The organism is Methylobacterium oryzihabitans (assembly GCF_004004555.2).
Taxonomy (GTDB): Bacteria; Pseudomonadota; Alphaproteobacteria; order Rhizobiales; family Beijerinckiaceae; genus Methylobacterium; species Methylobacterium oryzihabitans.
This window is the reverse complement of the sequence record NZ_SACP01000046.1, coordinates 16,503-30,975: the sequence shown is the minus strand read 5'-3', so window position 1 is coordinate 30,975 and position 14,473 is coordinate 16,503. Positions and strand designations below refer to the sequence as shown.

Below are 14,473 nucleotides of genomic sequence, written 5' to 3'. Positions count from 1 at the left end.
CGAGGGCGTGCACGTCCCGATCCACCTCGACGCGCCGGGCGCCGGCGCGGCGCGGGCGGTCAAGGCCTCCTGGGTCTCGCTGCCGGCCGAGCCCTCGCGCCGGGCCGGTCCGCCCTCCGGCAGGCGGACGGGATCCCGCTCGGGCGGGGCCGGCGCGACCGGGCCGGGACCTGCGGTCTCGCCCGAGGCCGAGTTCGGTTCCGACGTCAACGTCGCCCGCCTACCGGCCGGGATGCGCAACAACAACCCGGGCAACATCAAGTTCACCCGGGTCGGCGCCTTCGGCAGCGTCATCGGACCGTCGCGCAACACCGACCAGGGCGACCCCCAGGCCGTGTTCGCGAACGCCGAGGACGGCATGCGCGCGCTCGTCGACCTCGCCCGCCGCAAGTGGGAGGGCAGCCGGCAGACCGTCAACGACCTCGTCGCCGCGCGTGGCGGCTGGACGCCGGGCAACCGGCAGGCGGCCGCAAACATCGCCCGCGGCGCCGGGGTGGCGCCCGGCCAGCGCATCGACCTCTCGGACGAGGCGGCGATGCAGCGCTTCGTGCGCGCGCTCATCACCCAGGAGCACGGCCCGGCCTCCCGGCTGTACTCCGACGCGATGATCCGCCGGGCGATCCGACCCCGCGAGGCACCCCAGCCGGCCGCCGCCGTCCCGGGCTCCCCCGCTCCCGCGACCGCCGGGCCCGCCCCGCGTCCCACCGGCCTCAACCGCGAGGAGGCGGCCTCGGCGCTCAAGCGGGTCCAGGACCGCTACGCGCCCCCGGCCTCGCCCGAGACGGCCCCGGGCCTGACCCGGGCCGCTCCCGCGGCCCCGCCTGCGGGCGGGTCCTCGGGCGGGTCGATCGCGCCGCAGGCCGGCGGCGCCCGCGACACCCTCGCGACGCTCGACGGCATGCGCGTCGCGCCCGCGGTCGACGCCTCCGGGCTCGACGGCCTCATCGCCAAGGGTCAGCAGGCGATCGGCGTCCTGCGGCAGGTCGCGAGCGCGGCCGCCGCTGCCGGGGCGGCCTCGGTCGCGGCTTCCGCCGCCGCCGGTCCGGCCCCCTCCACCGGTGCGGTCCGCCGGACGATGAGCAACACCTACGCTTGAGGAGAGAGAGCGTGCTCTACCAACTCGGCCCGCTCACCCTCGACACGTTCCCGTTCTCGGCCGACGGCGTCGAGCGCGAGATCGAGGCGGACTTCGCCCGCCACGACGTCATGAACCGGCGCCGGCCCCACGAGTTCGAGGGGGCCGGCGACGAGACCCTCGACATCTCCGGCTCGATCCTGCCGTTCCACACCGGCGGGCTGTCGCACCTCGATCTCGCGCAGAGCCTGTGCGAGGACGGCCGCGAGCTGTTCGTGATGCGCGGCGACGGGCGGGTGCTCGGCTGGTACGTGCTCAAGAAGGTCGGCGAGCGCCACCGCGACATCGGGCCCGGCGGCGTCGGATTCGTCGTCGGCCACCGCCTCGGACTGGAGCGGGCCGAGGATCCCGGCGAGGCGGCCGGCGCCGGCCTCGTCGCCACCCTGCTCTCGCTGTTCGGCTGAACGCCATGCCCCGCACGATCGTCGTCACCCAGCGCGGGCTCACCCTCTCGCTGCTGCTCTGGCGCGCCTACGGGCAGGCCGGGCAGACGAGCGCGATGCTCGACCGCGCGCTCGCCCTCAACCGCGCGCTCGCCGCCGCCGGCCCGGTCCTGCCGCTGCGCGCCCGCGTCGTCCTGCCCGACCTGCCGGCCGCCGCCGCCCCGCGGCGGGTGGTGGTCGACCTGTTCTCCTGATCCCGGAGTTCGCGATGCTCTCCGTACCCTGGGCGGTCACGATCGGCGGCCGGCCGATGACCGACCGGATGAACCCCTACGTCGAATCGATCGAGGTCACCGACAAGCCCGGCGAGACCGGCGACACCGCCACCCTCGTGTTCGACGACACCGACGGGCAGGTCATGCTCCCGCCCAAGGGCGCGCCGATCACGATCATGCTCGGCGGCGCGACGAAGTTCGAGGGCGTCACCGACGCGCCGGAGTCGAGCGGGTCGCGCGGGGGCGGCATGCAGCTCACCGTGCACTGCACGAGCCACGACAAGCGCTCGAAGGTCAAGGAACGCCGCTCGCTGCACAAGGACGACGCGACCCTCGAGGAGTTCCTCAAGGCCGCGGCCAAGGAAGCCGGGATCGACAGCGTCAAGGTCGACAAGGCGCTCGGGTCGATCAAGCGGCCGTACTGGTCGAGCGAGGGCCGCTCGTTCCAGCAGTTGGGCCAGGAACTCGCCGACGAGTTCGGCGCGACGTTCAAGATCCGCGGCAAGACCGCGGTGCTCGCCGCCCGCGGCGGCGGCGCGACCCCGGGCGGCGCGAGCCTGCCGAGCGTCCGGGCGGTGCGCGGCGACAACCTGATCTCGTGGCGCCTGTCGCCGAGCGAGAGCCGGCCGCGGTTCGCGAAGGCCCGGGTGCGCTACTACGACCGCAAGGCGGCGAAGTGGAAGCAGGAGGACGTCGAGGTCGGCGCCAGCCCGGGCGCCAGTTCCGGCGCGGCCGGGGTGATCGACCTGCCGCCGGCCCCGCGCGCCGACAAGGATCAGGCGAAGTCCGCCGCCAGGGGCCGCAAGACCGCGAGCGAGCGCGAGGGCGGCTCGGGCGAGGTCACGCTCGTGTTCGCGGTCGAGGCGTGCGCCGAGGGGACCTGCGTCGTCGAGGGCGTGCGCGCCGGCATCGACGGGTCCTACCGCATCGAGAGCGTCGTGCACCGCGTCTCGCGCGGTCCCTCGACGACGACGCTCCAGCTCAAGCAGCCGCAGGGCGAGGCCGGCACCGACGGCCGCAAGGCCGGGTGAGCGCCCGCCGCCCCCGACCGCCCCCGTTTCCCACCCCAGCGGCCGCCCCATCCGGGCGGCCGTCGTCGTTTCCGGAGGTCCCCTGATGTTGCGTGACTATCTCGTCCTGGCCGCCTCCGGCGGCTGGGTGAACGGCCAGCGCCTCGCGATCGGCGCGACGGTGCAGCTCACCGACGCCGAGGCCGAGTACGAGGTCGACCTCGGCAACGTGCGCCTCGTCGGCGACGCCGCGCCGGTCGTGCCGGCGATCCTCCAGCCGGGCGACAAGCTGAGCGTCCTGCGCGGCTTGGCCGAGCACCCCGTCACCGCGGCCGAGATGGAGGCGTACCTCCTCGCCGCCGGCCGTCCGGTCCGCTCTGCGATCGACGCCGCGGCCGCCAGCGGCGGCGGCAGCACCGGCCCCGCGATCCCGCCCATCGTCGCCGCGATCATCTTCGGCTGATCGCCCGCGCCCCTCGCCCGTCGCCGCGGCGGCCGCCCCTCGGCCGGTCGCCCACGCTTCCACGCCACCGTTTCTCGCGAGACCTCGACATGAAGACGATCATCGACGGCGTCACCTTCTCCGCCTCGACCCGGGCGCTCAACTTCTCGGCCGTCGCCGGGTTCGACCCGCGCCGGCTGCTCGCCGTGTTCAACCTCACCCGCGCGGCGCTGCTCTACGCGCCGGCCACGCCCGGGGTCGGCTACACCGCGTTCAACGCGGTGTCCGGCGTCCTCACCCTCGCGGCCGACACCACCGGACACGCCAACGCCGACACGCTCGTCGTGATGTACGACAAGCCCGGCGGCGACGCCTCCGACTCCAAGCTCGACGAGCTGCGCGCCCTCCTCGCGGGTGTCCTGTCCGTACGCCCGCCCGGCGATCAGGACCCGGTGTTCGACCACGCCAACGGCGTCAAGGCGACGATCAACGCCTCGGCCCTGCTCCTCACCGTGCCGCCCGGGTGCAAGTACCTGCGGATCTCGGCCGAGGGCGACATCGTCGTCAACACCGCGGGTGGCCCGGCCGTCGACGACGGCAAGTCGGTCCGCGTCGTCGCCGGCCTCGCCGAGGTGATCCCGGTCGTCGCCGGCCAGGGCGTCTTCGTCCTGTCCCTCACCGCATCGCCCATCGTCGTCCGTGCCACCCCCCTGAAGGCGCGCGCCTGATGCGTAACGGCTCCCTCTCCATCGTGCCGGGCCCCGGCCCGCGCGCCCTCGACGCGCAGCAGGTCACGTCGCGCCTCGTGCCGCCGTTCTACGCAGCCCCGGTTCGCCGGGCCGGCGCCTGGAACGACGATCCGACCCTGCGCCGCTACGGACACCCGCCGCTCGTCAACCCGATCGAGCCGGGCGTCGCCGCCGATCCCGAGCGGCCGGGAACCGGCGTCGATACCCTGGCTCTGCGCCCGGGCACGTTCGAGAAGCGCAGTGACCCGGCGATCTATGACACCCACAACCAGGACGTCCTGGTCACGGGCGCGAGCGGCATCCCGGCGACCGGGCACACCGCCGGATGGGTGTTCTACGGCCGTAACATCGTCCTGATCGGCCTCGAGCGCACCGCGACCAACACCAAGGCGGCGCCGAAGATCAGCTATCACCTCGCGCCGTGGGGCAGCCTGCACGTCGAGGGGATCGTCATCGATCACGCCCTCGGCGGCGCCGACGACGCGCACTACGTCAACCGCGGTCCCTATCTCTGGAATCAGCCGGTGTTCGCCGACGCCAGCGGCTATCCGCCCGGCGCCTACATCATCACGCCGCCGCCGTCGCTGCGGCTCTACCGGCTGACGACCCCGGGGACCTACAGCGCGGCCGAGCCGACGCACGAGACGGCCGGCGAAGTGATGTACGGCACCGCCGGGCTCACGTTCATCACGAAGTATGCCGACCTCGACGCCTACCGGGCCGCGTGGCCCCGGGCGACCGACACGTTCCAGAACTGCTACTCGCGCGGCCGGCACGGAAGCTACTGGGGCTATGACGGCGGCCCGCTCACCGGGGACGGACAGACCTACGTCCTCACCTCGACGCCGATCACCAAGATCACCCGCGATGCTGCCGGCCTCGTCACCCTGACGGCGCCCGGCCACGGGATGACCGCCGGCACCCACACCCGGATCAACGTCGCAGGCGCGCCCTACGAAGTGCTCGCGAGCGGGCGGGTCGGGCGCGGCGTCGGCGGCGTGCGGGTACCGACGATCGTCGACGCCAACACGATCACTTATCAGACCGACCTCCTCAACAGGCCGATCCCGCCGACGAGCGACCCGACCTCGAAGCTCTTCGAGCCTCCGGCGGCCGAGCCGTTCGTCCTGCAAGGCTTCACCAAGGCGGCGTCGTGCTCGGTCACGGTCGCGGGCGGCGTCGCCACGATCACGACGGATGCGCCCCACGGCAGCGTGGGCACGGCCGGCGGGCTCGTCTACGTGCGCCTGTTCGGCCGCTCGCTCCCGCAGGGATGGGCCGGCAAGAACATGACCGTGGCGACGCCAGCCGCCGCGGACGCGACCTCGACGACGATCACGGCCGCCGCCTCCGGGCTCGTCGACGGCACCTACGCCGACCTCGTCGTCACCTTGCACCACACCAAGGTGTTCACCGGGCGATGGAAGTTCTCACCGCACGCGGACTACAACAATCCCGACGTGATGAGCCGCAACGGCTACGTGCGCTATTACCGCTGCACTGACACCCATCACAGCTACGATCACACCATCGCGGGGCTGCGCTTCCCGGTCGAGACCGGGCTCGCCGGCATCGATTACGATCGGGTCAACATCCGGCGGCGCAAGGAGATCATCCCGCACGACGACAGCAACTACACGATCTACGCCAACGAGAGCGACCAATCGACCGGCGGCGTCCGGATGGCGGCGGTCGCCTACGTGGATCAGGGTCCGCGCGGGCTCACCCGCGTGAACTTCGGGCGCGACGTCACGATCGAACTCGACCGCGACGAGGACGGAACGGCGGTCGTCCATCCGCCGGCCGGCGGCACCTGCAACGGCGTGCGGTCGGGCTCGCTCGATCGTGTCGACGAGGTCGGGCGCTACCTGTCATGGCCGGCCAACGCGCTCATCGCCGGGCGCATCTACCTCGCGCCGTGCCAGACGGGCGACACGCGAACCCGCGACATCCTCCAGCGCGGGGACGTCGGCCTCGGCTACGTCAAGGGGCCGCTCGCCGACGCCAAGCCGGTCGTCGCCCCGCCGGCCCCGACCGTCGAGATGCCGGCGGCGACGTTCTCGGAGAACACGCTCAAGGGCGCCTTCCTCGGGTGGGTCCGCTGTCCGCACGGGCAAGAGGATCAGATCGCCGACGTGACCCTCGACGAGAGCCGCGGCGGCTCGCTCGGGGGGCGGTTCCGCATCCGGGGCGGCCGTCTCGTGCGCGGCCTCAAGGCGATGGACTACGCCGGGGCCGTCGACATCGGCGGCGGACAGCGGGGCTACCTCGTGCCGCTGATCGCCAAGATGCGGTCCGACCGGACCAAGGCGACGATCGGGCAGGCGCGCGTGCCGATCACGGCCGAGGCGACGCCATTCCCGATCAGCGCCGAGACGCTGAACCCGGCCTCGGCCGCGGCCGGGCTCGTGCTCTCGGACGGCAACCTGACGGCCACGGTCCCGTCCGATCAGGCGGCGGGGTCGCGCAGCGTCAAGGCCACGCGGGCGATCGGCGCCGGTCGGCGGGTCTACTTCGAGGTCGCGACGATCGGCACGACGGCTGGGGCCAACGGCCGCGGCGGGTTCGGGCTGGCGCCGGCCGCGCTCGGCTCCGGGGTGTCCCTGACGCAGGCCGGCGGCGGCGCGGTGAGTCTCACGCACAACGGCGCGCTCCAGGTCAACGGGGCGGCGGGCACGTCGACCGGCATCGCCTTCGTGGCGGTCGGGTCGGTCGTGCGGGTGTGCGTCGACGCGGTCGCCGGCAAGGTCCACCTCTCGCTCAACGGCGGGGCGTGGGCCAACGGCGGCGATCCGGCCGCCGGAACCGGCGGGTACGATGTCGCCGGCCTGGGCGACCTGCTCCCGGCGATCGGCACCCGCGGGCCGGGTGATGCCTGGGGCGTGACGTTCGACGGCGGCGCGATGAGCTACCCGATCCCGAGCGGCTTCACCGCCCTCTGACCACGACGCCCTGCGGCCCGCGACGGCCGTGGGGCGCTTCCTCCCCGAGACCCGCACGCGGCCCGCCCACTGGCGGGCCGCTCTCGTTTCGAGGCGCTCTCATGCACGTCCTCGCGCTCGCCGCCGTGCTGGCGTGCGGCGGCCTCGCGCCCTGCGACGGCTCGCTCTCCCCTGTCCGGCTCCCGCTCGACACCCTCCACCTTCCGGGGTTTTCCATGGACGCGACCTACGATCAGGCCTTCGGCCTCGTCCTCAAGCACGAGGGCGGCTACGTCGACCATCCCGACGATCCGGGCGGGGCGACCAACCTCGGCGTCACCATCGGCACGTTGAGCGCGTGGCTCGGCCGGGCGGCGACCAAGGCCGAGGTCAGGGCGCTCACGGTCGCGGCCGTCGCCCCGATCTACCGGGCGCGCTACTGGAACGCGGTGCGCGGCGACGACCTGCCGGCGGGCCTCGACTACGCCGTGTTCGACTTCGCGGTGAACTCGGGCCCGGGCCGCGCCGTGATGGCGCTCCAGCGCGCGCTCGGCGTCGCCGACGACGGCCGGCTCGGGCCGGTCACCCTGACGGCGCTCGCCGACAAGGATCCGGTCGCCCTCATCACCGCCCTGTGCGACGACCGCATGGCGTTCCTACGCAAGCTCTCGACCTGGGGCTCGTTCGGCAAGGGCTGGACGAGCCGGGTGCAGGGGGTGCGGGCCGGGGCGCTCGCGATGGCGCGCAAGCCGCCCGCCGCACCGACCTCGGCCAAGTGCACGAGCTGCGGCAAGGCGCTCGCCGCTTGATCCCGCCATGTCGACCCAGCGCCACACCCTGCGCGCCGACGCCTGGACGGATGCCGGGCCGACGCCCTGCTTCGTCCAGCTCATCGGCAGTTACCCGGCCGCCTACGTCATCGACACGCAGCCGCCGGACTCCGCCGAGGAGGGCGGGCACGTGCTCTCGCGCAGCGAGCGGCCGACCGAGCATATTCCCCTCGCGGGTGCTCGGCTCTACCTGCGCGCCCTGCCGCTGCTCGCCGGGGCCTTGCTCTCGGGCATCTCGACCGTGGTCGCGGTCTCGCACGCCGCGCGGGGCGACGACTGGGCGAGCCCGCCCGTCGACTGGCAGCCGATCGGCGTCGCCGCGATCGCGGCGGCGGACGTCTACCAGACGCTGTTCCCGGCCGGGGCCGCCATGCACGGCGGGACGATCGTCAACCTCTCGCCGCCGGGAACGCCCCCGCTGTGGGTCGACCCGACCGGCGCGACCGGCGCGATCCGCTCGGCCGGCGCCATGCCGGTGTTTCCGGCTTTCGACGCGGCAGGCGCTCCGGGGAGCTGGCGCGTCCCGCCCACCCGGCGCGCCGTGACCATCATGGGTCCGGCCAGTGCCACCTTCGGGGCGTTCTCCGGATGATCCGCATCGCTGTCCTCGCAGTCCTCGCCCTCGTCGCCTCGCTCGCCGCGGCGCAGGACGGCGGACCGACCGGCCCGAGCGGCCGACGAATGATGCCGGCGAGCGCCGACCGACTCGGCCTCGTGCGGCCCGGCGCCTGCCTCACGATCGACGCCGCGGGGCAGCTCGCGGTCGACGCGACCTGTCCCGCGCTCGCCGCCCGCGCGGGCCCGGCCGGCGAGCCCGGGCCGCGCGGCGAGGCCGGATCCTCCGGCCTTCGCGGCGAGGTCGGTCCGAGCGGCCCCAAGGGCGAGACCGGCGCGGCCGGACCGGCTGGCGGGACCGGCCCGAGCGGGCCGCCCGGCCCCTCGGCCGTGGTCGACCTCGGCGCCGTCACCGTCGCGCAGTCGGCGACGGTCGCGATCGCGCTCGGTGTGCGCACCGTCACGGTGGCGGTCCCGGGCCTGCTCGCCTCCGACCGCGTCGTCGTCGTGCCGCAAGGCCCGGCGCCGGCCGGCTACCTCGTCGGCGCCCCGAGCGTGCGCGCCGCCGGCAGTCTCGACGTGCCGGTCTACGGCCCGGCGCTGGCGATCGGCCAGTCCTACAGCTTCGGCGTGCGCGTCCTCGCCCTGCGCTGACCCGACCCCGTGCGCCGGCGGCTCCCGGCGCAATTCCCCTCGACGAGGACCGACAGATGAACAGCGAACAGGTCGCCGCGCTCGCGCGCACCATCGTCCAGGTCGGCGGCGGCATCGCCGTCGGCCGCGGCTGGATCACCGCCGACGAGGCCGCCACCCTCGGCGGCGCGATCGTCGCGATCGCGGCGACCGCCTGGGGCCTCTACGCCCGCCGCAACGCCGCCCTGGTGGCGTCCGCCGCCAAGGTCCAGGCGGCGAGCTGACATGGCCCGCCGCCTCTCCCTCGATCGAACGACCGGCGCGCTCCCGCCGCCCTGACGACGACCGTGCCGCCGACCCTGGCGGCGCGGGTCTCCTCCGATTCCGCGAGCACACCCCGCGCCATGGGCGACCTTGTCCCGACCCCGCCGAGCCTGCCGCCCCCGCCCACGGTCGATCCCGTGCAGGTCGCGGCCCTCGCCAAGGCCGCCGCCCTCATCGTCGGCGACCTGTTGACCAAGATGCAAGGTGCGCCCGCCGGTAGCGCCGACATCGAGGCGACGGTGCGCAAATGCGTCGTCGAGTTCTTCAAGCCGCTCGGCTTCGACCTCGACGACGAGGACGACTTCAAGCGCCTGCGCGCTACGCTCGAGTTCGCCGACCGCCGCCGCACATTCTGGGAGCGGGCGCAGACGAACGTCTGGAACGCGATCTGGTCGGCGATCGGCCTCGGCATGCTGACGCTCGCCCTCGAGTACCTGAGGCGGGGCAAATGAGTACTGCCGATCTCGACCGCGCGGCCGAGGCCGCGCTCGCCTCGGCGATCACGGAGGGGGGCGACCTGTTGGCGGCGTTCGCGCTCCTGTGCGCGAGCGTCCGGATGGGGGATGTCGAGGGTGAGACGTACACGCGGGCGCTGGAGCGCATGGCGTGCCGGCACTTCGGCTACTGCTGCAACGCCGTAGCGCTGCGATGCTCGGCGAAGGAGTGACGATGCCGTCGCCCCGCAACCCGCTGCTCGCCGAGATCGCTCGCCGGCCGATGCTGCGTCCGCACGTCGTGGCCGACCCAGATCCGGTTCTTGTCTACACTGACCACCAGGAGCACCCGCGGGCACTCGCCCTGACGCCCGTCGACCTTGCGCACCTAGCGCTGTCGATCGCCGAGGCGCAGGCTGCAGCGGCGCGAGTGCGGGTGGCGAAAAATTGTGAGGCGCCCGGAACTAAAGCGAATCTCGCGGATTCCAGCACTGACGCCGGCGGCGGTTGCCCCTGACGCACGGCACCTCCTTAGCCCGGCCGCTCCATGCAGCCGGGCTTTTTTGCTTTCACATCTCAATTTACATCCGGGGCACCAGACCAGCCTCTCAGTCTACCATTAGCATCGTAGGGATTTTTATAATCGTAGTAGTCGGGCGGAAACCCACTTATGGGTGCAGCTATGTCGGAGGATATTCGGCGAAGGTCAACATCGTTGTAAAGGGTGTTAATTCCAGCGACGGGTACCACAATTGGCCATAATTGAGATAGTCTCACCCCCTGACCTGCCAGCACTTCCGCGAGTGCAGCGTTGTGACTACTCACGGAACATACCTGTAAATACAATGGCCCAACGTCAAAACTGCATATTTGCAAATCACACATTGCAAGCCCACGAATTTCGGGGTAGATGAGATTTTTTATACCAATATGCCAAAATGAAAGTGTTGATACCCCTCGGTATCCCGCGGCAAATACATGCCAACTTTCAGGGATATTCTGCGTTTCCCTGAAATAATTTCGATGATCCTGTGATACTGCGACCGTAGGTATATCGGCATACTCGATTACCATAGATGTCATCACCGCCCATTTCGACAGATCGTGACATTGCTGCTGAGTCAGGTAATGGGTCGCCGTAAATGGTCCTGTAGATCTCATGCGCCTCAGTAGATACACGATAGTGGGCTTTGCGGCTTCTTGGAGCCTACTCATCCAGCCATTATTGCATTCATTGCAGGCAATTCGTAGTTGTTTTTGCATTTCGTTGTTTCGGTCCAGGCGACCGGCGCTGGGACGAGACAAAATATTATAGCCATCTTCGCTTCTCGTTACGCGTGAGATGCGATGAGGGGTGATGCTGCGCATCCCACCAAGCTCACGCTCCAGCCATCGAGGAAATATGTGCTCCTTAGTCGTACTTGTGGAACCACAAAACACACAACATTTGGGGTAGTCAAATTTTGGTCGCTTGAACATATTTCCGATGGCTGCTTCAGACATGACGACACCTAGAATTTCGATTATGCATTTATAAAAGAGGACAGTGTGAATAAAATCACCCGCCCCGCACCTGCTCAGCGAAATCCTCCGGCACCTGACCGAACTCGCCGAGGATCGCGATGCTGTCGAGCTCGCCCGTCTCGTCGTCGGCGACGATCTTGAGCGCTGCCGTGCCCGGCATCCGCTTGGCCATCGCCTCGGCGCGCTTCAATGCCCCGCTCTCGGTCGGCGCCACGTCCCGCAGGCCCGGCCGCAGCCGCTTGCGGTGGATCTCGAAGGTCTGCACCAGGAACGTCGTCTTCATCGGCATTGGGGCTCTCCTCTCTCAGGCCGCCTGCTGCGCGACGGCCGCCGCCTCGAAATCCAGGGTCAGCGCGCGTCGCCCTTCTGCGTCGTGCACGTCGACGATCCACGCCGACCAGTCGAGACGGCCGGCGACCCGATCCATGATCGCGCGCGCTGCCCGCGCGGCCTCCGCCTGCAAGTCGTTGCGCGCCCTCAGGTATCGCCCCTCGCGGTCGAGCACCGCATGTTCGCCGTCGGTGCAGTGGAAGTGGTAAGTCCCTGCCTTCATTGGCCTTCTGCCTCGTTGTCCACAGCCGTGCACACCCTGCACCGATCATCCGTCAAGCTGGCTTGAGGAACGACCCGCCGCCGTGCTTGTTCTGCTTTTGTTCTAGCAGGGGAGTGGTAGGAATGCACGACCGCGCGAAGGACCAACCAACACCAGAAATCGAGCGGATCGCCGCAGCCTACGTCCAGGCGGCGCAGGGCAACCTGCGGGCGGCGCTCGGCTCGGCGATCGCCGACGCGCTCGCCGATCTGGCGGAAGCCGAGCGGCGCAGCCTCCAGCGCGACCGGCTGATCTCGCGCGGCTACATGCGGAGTGCGATGGCGGACGTCGGAGAGGCCTCGTGAGCCTCTACCGCGTCGGGGAGCAGGCAGCCGACGAGGGCGGGCTGGTGCGCATCCCGTTCATGCGCACGACCCTCTGCGCCGGCTTCCCCTCACCGGCCGAGGACTTCGTCGAGGGCGCACTCGAACTCCCGCGCTGGCTCGCCCCCAATCCTGCTGCGACCTTCATCTGGCGCGTGCGCGGCTGGTGCATGAAGGGCGCGGGCATCTACGACGAGGATCTCGCCGTCGTCGATCGCTCCCTGCGCCCCTCCGCCGGCGCCGTCGTGGTCGCGGTGGTCAACGGCGAGATGAGCCTCAAGCGCCTCGTGCTCGAGGGCAACCGGCTCTCGCTCACCTTCGACAACCCGGACATGCCGGTCTTCGCGGTCGAGGAGCTGGAGGAGGGGCTGCTCTGGGGCGTGCTGCTGTTCTCGATCCGCTGGCACGCGCTCGCCAAGGTGCGCGGGCGATGAGCCGGGCGCTGGCGCTGATCGACGGCAACTCGTTCTACTGCTCGTGCGAGCGCGTGTTCGACCCCAAGCTCGCCAGCGTACCGGTGATCGTGCTGTCGAACAACGACGGCTGCGCCATCGCCCGTACTGCCGAGGCCAAGGCGCTCGGAATCAGGATGGGCGAGCCCTACTTCAAGATCCGGCAGATGTGCCGCGCCAAGGGCGTGCGGGTGTTTTCGTCGAACTACACCCTCTACGGCGACATGAGTTCGCGTACCAATGCCGTCTACCGGCAGTTCGCCCGCGACGTCGAGGTCTACTCGATCGACGAGAGCTTCCTCGACCTGTCGGACGTGCGCGAGCGCGACAGGGTGGCGCTGGCGAAGGACCTGCGGGCGACGGTGCGCCAGTGGACCGGCATTCCGACCTGCGTCGGGATCGGCCCGACGAAGACGCTCGCCAAGCTCGCCAACCACATCGCGAAGGCGGTCCCCGAGTTGGGTGGCGTCTGCGACCTCACTGACGAGGCCGAGCGCGCCGCCTGGATGGTGGGGATCTCGGTCGGCGAGGTGTGGGGCATCGGCCGGGCCTCGCTCGCGCGGCTGACCGCGATGGGCGTCGACACGGTGGCGGACCTGCGCGACCTCGATCCCAGGCCTGCCCGCCAGTCGCTGACCGTGGTGGGCGAGCGCATCATCCACGAACTGCGCGGGCGTGCCTGCTTGCCGCTGGAGAGCGTGCCGGCGCGGCGCAAGGGCTGCGCCGTGACCCGCAGCTTCTCCAGCCGGATCACCGAGCGGGAGGTGCTGGAGCAGGCGGTCGCGGCGCACGCGACGCGGCTGGGCGAGAAGCTGCGGCGCGACGGGCTGGCGGCGTCGGTTGTGACGGTCTTCTATCACACGAGCGAGCACGACCGGGGCGACCCGATGCGGTCGGTCTCGACGGTGGTGCATCTGCCGGAGGCGACGAACGACAGCCGCCACCTGATCCAGGCCGCGATCCATGGGGTGGCGAAGACCTGGAAGGAGCAGGGCCCGACGCCCTGGCGCTACAGCAAGGCGGGGCTGGTCACGACCGACCTCGTGCCACTCGATCAGGCGCCGCGCCCGCTGTTCGACGCGCTCGACCGGGAGAGGTCCGGGGCGCTGATGGCGGCGATGGACGCATGCAACAGCCGGTTCGGGCGCGGCGCCGTGGTGCCGGCGCGAGCGGGGCTGGTGGCGAAGCGGACGTGGTCGACGAAGTTCGAGATGCGCACGCCGCGCTACACGACGTGGGTCAGCGATCTTCCAGTGGCGAAGGCTGTTCTGGCTCCGGCCGGGCATCCGCATCCATGATGACGAGCCTCGCCTCACAGGCCGATAGTGCGGCCCTGATCCGGGTTGCTCGATTGGGTGTGAGCCCGTCGACCTGGATCCTCAAGGTGGGTGGATCCAGGCGCTCGACGCTGATGTGGGTGCGTATGCCCATGGTGCCGAGGTACTGGAGGAGGCGGCGAGCCTCCGACGCACGTTGCTCAGCGCGCTGCTTGGCTCTCTCTATTGGGTGCATCTCGTCGCTTCCGGCACGCCGCAACCCAGACCACCCATTGCAGCCAAGCCGAGAACGCGCCGTAAGGCGGCTTGCTCCCTACTCGGCTTGCGCCAGCAGCATCGCCGTCCGCACCGCCGCGCGCTTGTGCGGCTCGGTCGCCTCCTCGCGCCCCAGAACCCCCGTCGCCCACGCGCTCGCCGCTACCGCCGCGGCGATGTCGAGCGTGATGCCCGGCGCGATCTCCCGCGGACCGGGCGCCAGGTCCGCCACGTAGGCGGCGACGGCCGCCGCGAGGGCGTCCTCAGTCAGGTCCTTGGTCTTGTAGAGGTCGCCGAAGGTGCGGGAGTCAGCCATGGCGCGATCCTACTTCCCGAACTGCCACACCGGAATGCTACGG

20 protein-coding genes and 1 pseudogene are annotated in these 14,473 nt (G+C 71.1%); 17 read left to right on the top strand and 4 right to left on the bottom strand.

Annotation, left to right across the window (positions count from 1 at the left end; genetic code table 11):
* The 14 genes and pseudogenes from EOE48_RS29410 to EOE48_RS26850 form a co-directional block, all read left to right on the top strand.
* Window positions 1-1,096 (top strand): annotated as a pseudogene (locus EOE48_RS29410) (hypothetical protein); the annotation flags it as partial.
* 11 nt (window positions 1,097-1,107) lie between these two features.
* A complete protein-coding gene (locus EOE48_RS26910; RefSeq protein WP_127733963.1) occupies window positions 1,108-1,539 on the top strand; it encodes a phage tail protein in 432 nt (143 codons plus the stop codon).
* A 5-nt stretch (window positions 1,540-1,544) separates the two neighbouring features.
* Complete coding sequence (locus tag EOE48_RS26905) at window positions 1,545-1,772, top strand: tail protein X (RefSeq protein ID WP_127733962.1); 228 nt, start codon at window positions 1,545-1,547, stop codon at window positions 1,770-1,772.
* A 14-nt stretch (window positions 1,773-1,786) separates the two neighbouring features.
* Window positions 1,787-2,824 carry a phage late control D family protein gene (locus tag EOE48_RS26900; RefSeq protein ID WP_127733961.1) on the top strand — a complete coding sequence of 346 codons (1,038 nt, stop codon included), beginning with the start codon at window positions 1,787-1,789 and terminating at the stop codon, window positions 2,822-2,824.
* Between the two features lie 85 nt (window positions 2,825-2,909).
* Window positions 2,910-3,266 (top strand): hypothetical protein, encoded by a 357-nt coding sequence (locus EOE48_RS26895; protein WP_127733960.1) that lies wholly within the window; start codon window positions 2,910-2,912, stop codon window positions 3,264-3,266.
* Between the two features lie 89 nt (window positions 3,267-3,355).
* Complete coding sequence (locus tag EOE48_RS26890; RefSeq protein ID WP_127733959.1) at window positions 3,356-3,973, top strand: hypothetical protein; 618 nt, start codon at window positions 3,356-3,358, stop codon at window positions 3,971-3,973.
* Complete coding sequence (locus tag EOE48_RS26885) at window positions 3,973-6,936, top strand: SPRY domain-containing protein (RefSeq protein WP_127733958.1); 2,964 nt, start codon at window positions 3,973-3,975, stop codon at window positions 6,934-6,936. Before EOE48_RS26890 ends, EOE48_RS26885 begins: the two co-directional genes overlap by 1 nt.
* Window positions 6,937-7,151: 215 nt before the next feature.
* Window positions 7,152-7,724, top strand: coding sequence for a glycoside hydrolase family 108 protein (locus EOE48_RS26880; protein ID WP_127733964.1), 573 nt, complete (start codon window positions 7,152-7,154; stop codon window positions 7,722-7,724).
* A gap of 7 nt (window positions 7,725-7,731) precedes the next feature.
* Window positions 7,732-8,337, top strand: a complete 606-nt coding sequence (locus EOE48_RS26875; protein WP_127733957.1) for a hypothetical protein — start codon at window positions 7,732-7,734, stop codon at window positions 8,335-8,337.
* On the top strand, window positions 8,334-8,954 hold the full coding sequence (locus EOE48_RS29650) for a hypothetical protein (protein WP_127733956.1): 621 nt from the start codon (window positions 8,334-8,336) through the stop codon (window positions 8,952-8,954). Before EOE48_RS26875 ends, EOE48_RS29650 begins: the two co-directional genes overlap by 4 nt.
* A gap of 56 nt (window positions 8,955-9,010) precedes the next feature.
* Window positions 9,011-9,217: a Pam3-gp28 family putative phage holin gene (locus tag EOE48_RS26865; protein ID WP_246154957.1), complete on the top strand. Its 207-nt coding sequence runs from the start codon at window positions 9,011-9,013 to the stop codon at window positions 9,215-9,217.
* A gap of 120 nt (window positions 9,218-9,337) precedes the next feature.
* Window positions 9,338-9,709: a hypothetical protein gene (locus tag EOE48_RS26860; RefSeq protein ID WP_148239804.1), complete on the top strand. Its 372-nt coding sequence runs from the start codon at window positions 9,338-9,340 to the stop codon at window positions 9,707-9,709.
* The gene (locus tag EOE48_RS26855; protein ID WP_127733954.1) at window positions 9,706-9,924 is read left to right on the top strand and encodes a hypothetical protein; all 219 of its coding nucleotides are present in this window, start codon (window positions 9,706-9,708) and stop codon (window positions 9,922-9,924) included. Before EOE48_RS26860 ends, EOE48_RS26855 begins: the two co-directional genes overlap by 4 nt.
* A gap of 2 nt (window positions 9,925-9,926) precedes the next feature.
* Window positions 9,927-10,208 carry a hypothetical protein gene (locus EOE48_RS26850; protein WP_127733953.1) on the top strand — a complete coding sequence of 94 codons (282 nt, stop codon included), beginning with the start codon at window positions 9,927-9,929 and terminating at the stop codon, window positions 10,206-10,208.
* 59 nt (window positions 10,209-10,267) lie between these two features.
* On the opposite strand, the gene EOE48_RS26845 is transcribed toward EOE48_RS26850, so the two are convergent.
* Genes EOE48_RS26845 through EOE48_RS26835 form a run of 3 tightly spaced genes read right to left on the bottom strand, consistent with a single transcriptional unit; the run spans window position 10,268 to window position 11,768 of the window.
* Window positions 10,268-11,194 carry a hypothetical protein gene (locus tag EOE48_RS26845; protein WP_148239803.1) on the bottom strand — a complete coding sequence of 309 codons (927 nt, stop codon included), beginning with the start codon at window positions 11,192-11,194 and terminating at the stop codon, window positions 10,268-10,270.
* A gap of 55 nt (window positions 11,195-11,249) precedes the next feature.
* Window positions 11,250-11,504, bottom strand: a complete 255-nt coding sequence (locus tag EOE48_RS26840; RefSeq protein WP_127733951.1) for a hypothetical protein — start codon at window positions 11,502-11,504, stop codon at window positions 11,250-11,252.
* Between the two features lie 15 nt (window positions 11,505-11,519).
* Window positions 11,520-11,768 carry a DUF6894 family protein gene (locus EOE48_RS26835; protein WP_127733950.1) on the bottom strand — a complete coding sequence of 83 codons (249 nt, stop codon included), beginning with the start codon at window positions 11,766-11,768 and terminating at the stop codon, window positions 11,520-11,522.
* 122 nt (window positions 11,769-11,890) lie between these two features.
* On the opposite strand from EOE48_RS26835, the gene EOE48_RS26830 reads away from it, so the two are divergent.
* The 3 genes from EOE48_RS26830 to EOE48_RS26820 are packed head-to-tail and all read left to right on the top strand — an operon-like array spanning window position 11,891 to window position 13,880.
* On the top strand, window positions 11,891-12,112 hold the full coding sequence (locus EOE48_RS26830; RefSeq protein WP_127733949.1) for a hypothetical protein: 222 nt from the start codon (window positions 11,891-11,893) through the stop codon (window positions 12,110-12,112).
* A complete protein-coding gene (locus tag EOE48_RS26825) occupies window positions 12,109-12,564 on the top strand; it encodes a LexA family protein (RefSeq protein WP_127733948.1) in 456 nt (151 codons plus the stop codon). Before EOE48_RS26830 ends, EOE48_RS26825 begins: the two co-directional genes overlap by 4 nt.
* Window positions 12,561-13,880, top strand: a complete 1,320-nt coding sequence (locus tag EOE48_RS26820) for a Y-family DNA polymerase (RefSeq protein WP_127733947.1) — start codon at window positions 12,561-12,563, stop codon at window positions 13,878-13,880. The genes EOE48_RS26825 and EOE48_RS26820 overlap by 4 nt, the downstream gene beginning before the upstream one ends.
* A 292-nt stretch (window positions 13,881-14,172) precedes the next feature.
* Here the strand turns inward: EOE48_RS26820 and EOE48_RS26815 are convergent, their stop codons facing one another.
* Window positions 14,173-14,430 carry a hypothetical protein gene (locus EOE48_RS26815; RefSeq protein WP_127733946.1) on the bottom strand — a complete coding sequence of 86 codons (258 nt, stop codon included), beginning with the start codon at window positions 14,428-14,430 and terminating at the stop codon, window positions 14,173-14,175.
* Window positions 14,431-14,473 lie beyond the last annotated feature (43 nt).

Excerpts from the sequence above, each read along its gene's own strand:
- EOE48_RS26905 (WP_127733962.1), top strand. The coding sequence starts at position 1,545 with ATGCCCCGCACGATCGTCGTCACCCAGCGCGGGCTCACCCTCTCGCTG.
- EOE48_RS26900 (WP_127733961.1), top strand. The coding sequence starts at position 1,787 with ATGCTCTCCGTACCCTGGGCGGTCACGATCGGCGGCCGGCCGATGACC.
- EOE48_RS26895 (WP_127733960.1), top strand. The coding sequence starts at position 2,910 with ATGTTGCGTGACTATCTCGTCCTGGCCGCCTCCGGCGGCTGGGTGAAC.
- EOE48_RS26890 (WP_127733959.1), top strand. The coding sequence starts at position 3,356 with ATGAAGACGATCATCGACGGCGTCACCTTCTCCGCCTCGACCCGGGCG.
- EOE48_RS26885 (WP_127733958.1), top strand. The coding sequence starts at position 3,973 with ATGCGTAACGGCTCCCTCTCCATCGTGCCGGGCCCCGGCCCGCGCGCC.
- EOE48_RS26880 (WP_127733964.1), top strand. The coding sequence starts at position 7,152 with ATGGACGCGACCTACGATCAGGCCTTCGGCCTCGTCCTCAAGCACGAG.
- EOE48_RS26875 (WP_127733957.1), top strand. The coding sequence starts at position 7,732 with ATGTCGACCCAGCGCCACACCCTGCGCGCCGACGCCTGGACGGATGCC.
- EOE48_RS29650 (WP_127733956.1), top strand. The coding sequence starts at position 8,334 with ATGATCCGCATCGCTGTCCTCGCAGTCCTCGCCCTCGTCGCCTCGCTC.
- EOE48_RS26865 (WP_246154957.1), top strand. The coding sequence starts at position 9,011 with ATGAACAGCGAACAGGTCGCCGCGCTCGCGCGCACCATCGTCCAGGTC.
- EOE48_RS26860 (WP_148239804.1), top strand. The coding sequence starts at position 9,338 with ATGGGCGACCTTGTCCCGACCCCGCCGAGCCTGCCGCCCCCGCCCACG.
- EOE48_RS26855 (WP_127733954.1), top strand. The coding sequence starts at position 9,706 with ATGAGTACTGCCGATCTCGACCGCGCGGCCGAGGCCGCGCTCGCCTCG.
- EOE48_RS26850 (WP_127733953.1), top strand. The coding sequence starts at position 9,927 with ATGCCGTCGCCCCGCAACCCGCTGCTCGCCGAGATCGCTCGCCGGCCG.
- EOE48_RS26845 (WP_148239803.1), bottom strand. The coding sequence starts at position 11,194 with ATGTCTGAAGCAGCCATCGGAAATATGTTCAAGCGACCAAAATTTGAC.
- EOE48_RS26840 (WP_127733951.1), bottom strand. The coding sequence starts at position 11,504 with ATGCCGATGAAGACGACGTTCCTGGTGCAGACCTTCGAGATCCACCGC.
- EOE48_RS26835 (WP_127733950.1), bottom strand. The coding sequence starts at position 11,768 with ATGAAGGCAGGGACTTACCACTTCCACTGCACCGACGGCGAACATGCG.
- EOE48_RS26830 (WP_127733949.1), top strand. The coding sequence starts at position 11,891 with ATGCACGACCGCGCGAAGGACCAACCAACACCAGAAATCGAGCGGATC.
- EOE48_RS26820 (WP_127733947.1), top strand. The coding sequence starts at position 12,561 with ATGAGCCGGGCGCTGGCGCTGATCGACGGCAACTCGTTCTACTGCTCG.
- EOE48_RS26815 (WP_127733946.1), bottom strand. The coding sequence starts at position 14,430 with ATGGCTGACTCCCGCACCTTCGGCGACCTCTACAAGACCAAGGACCTG.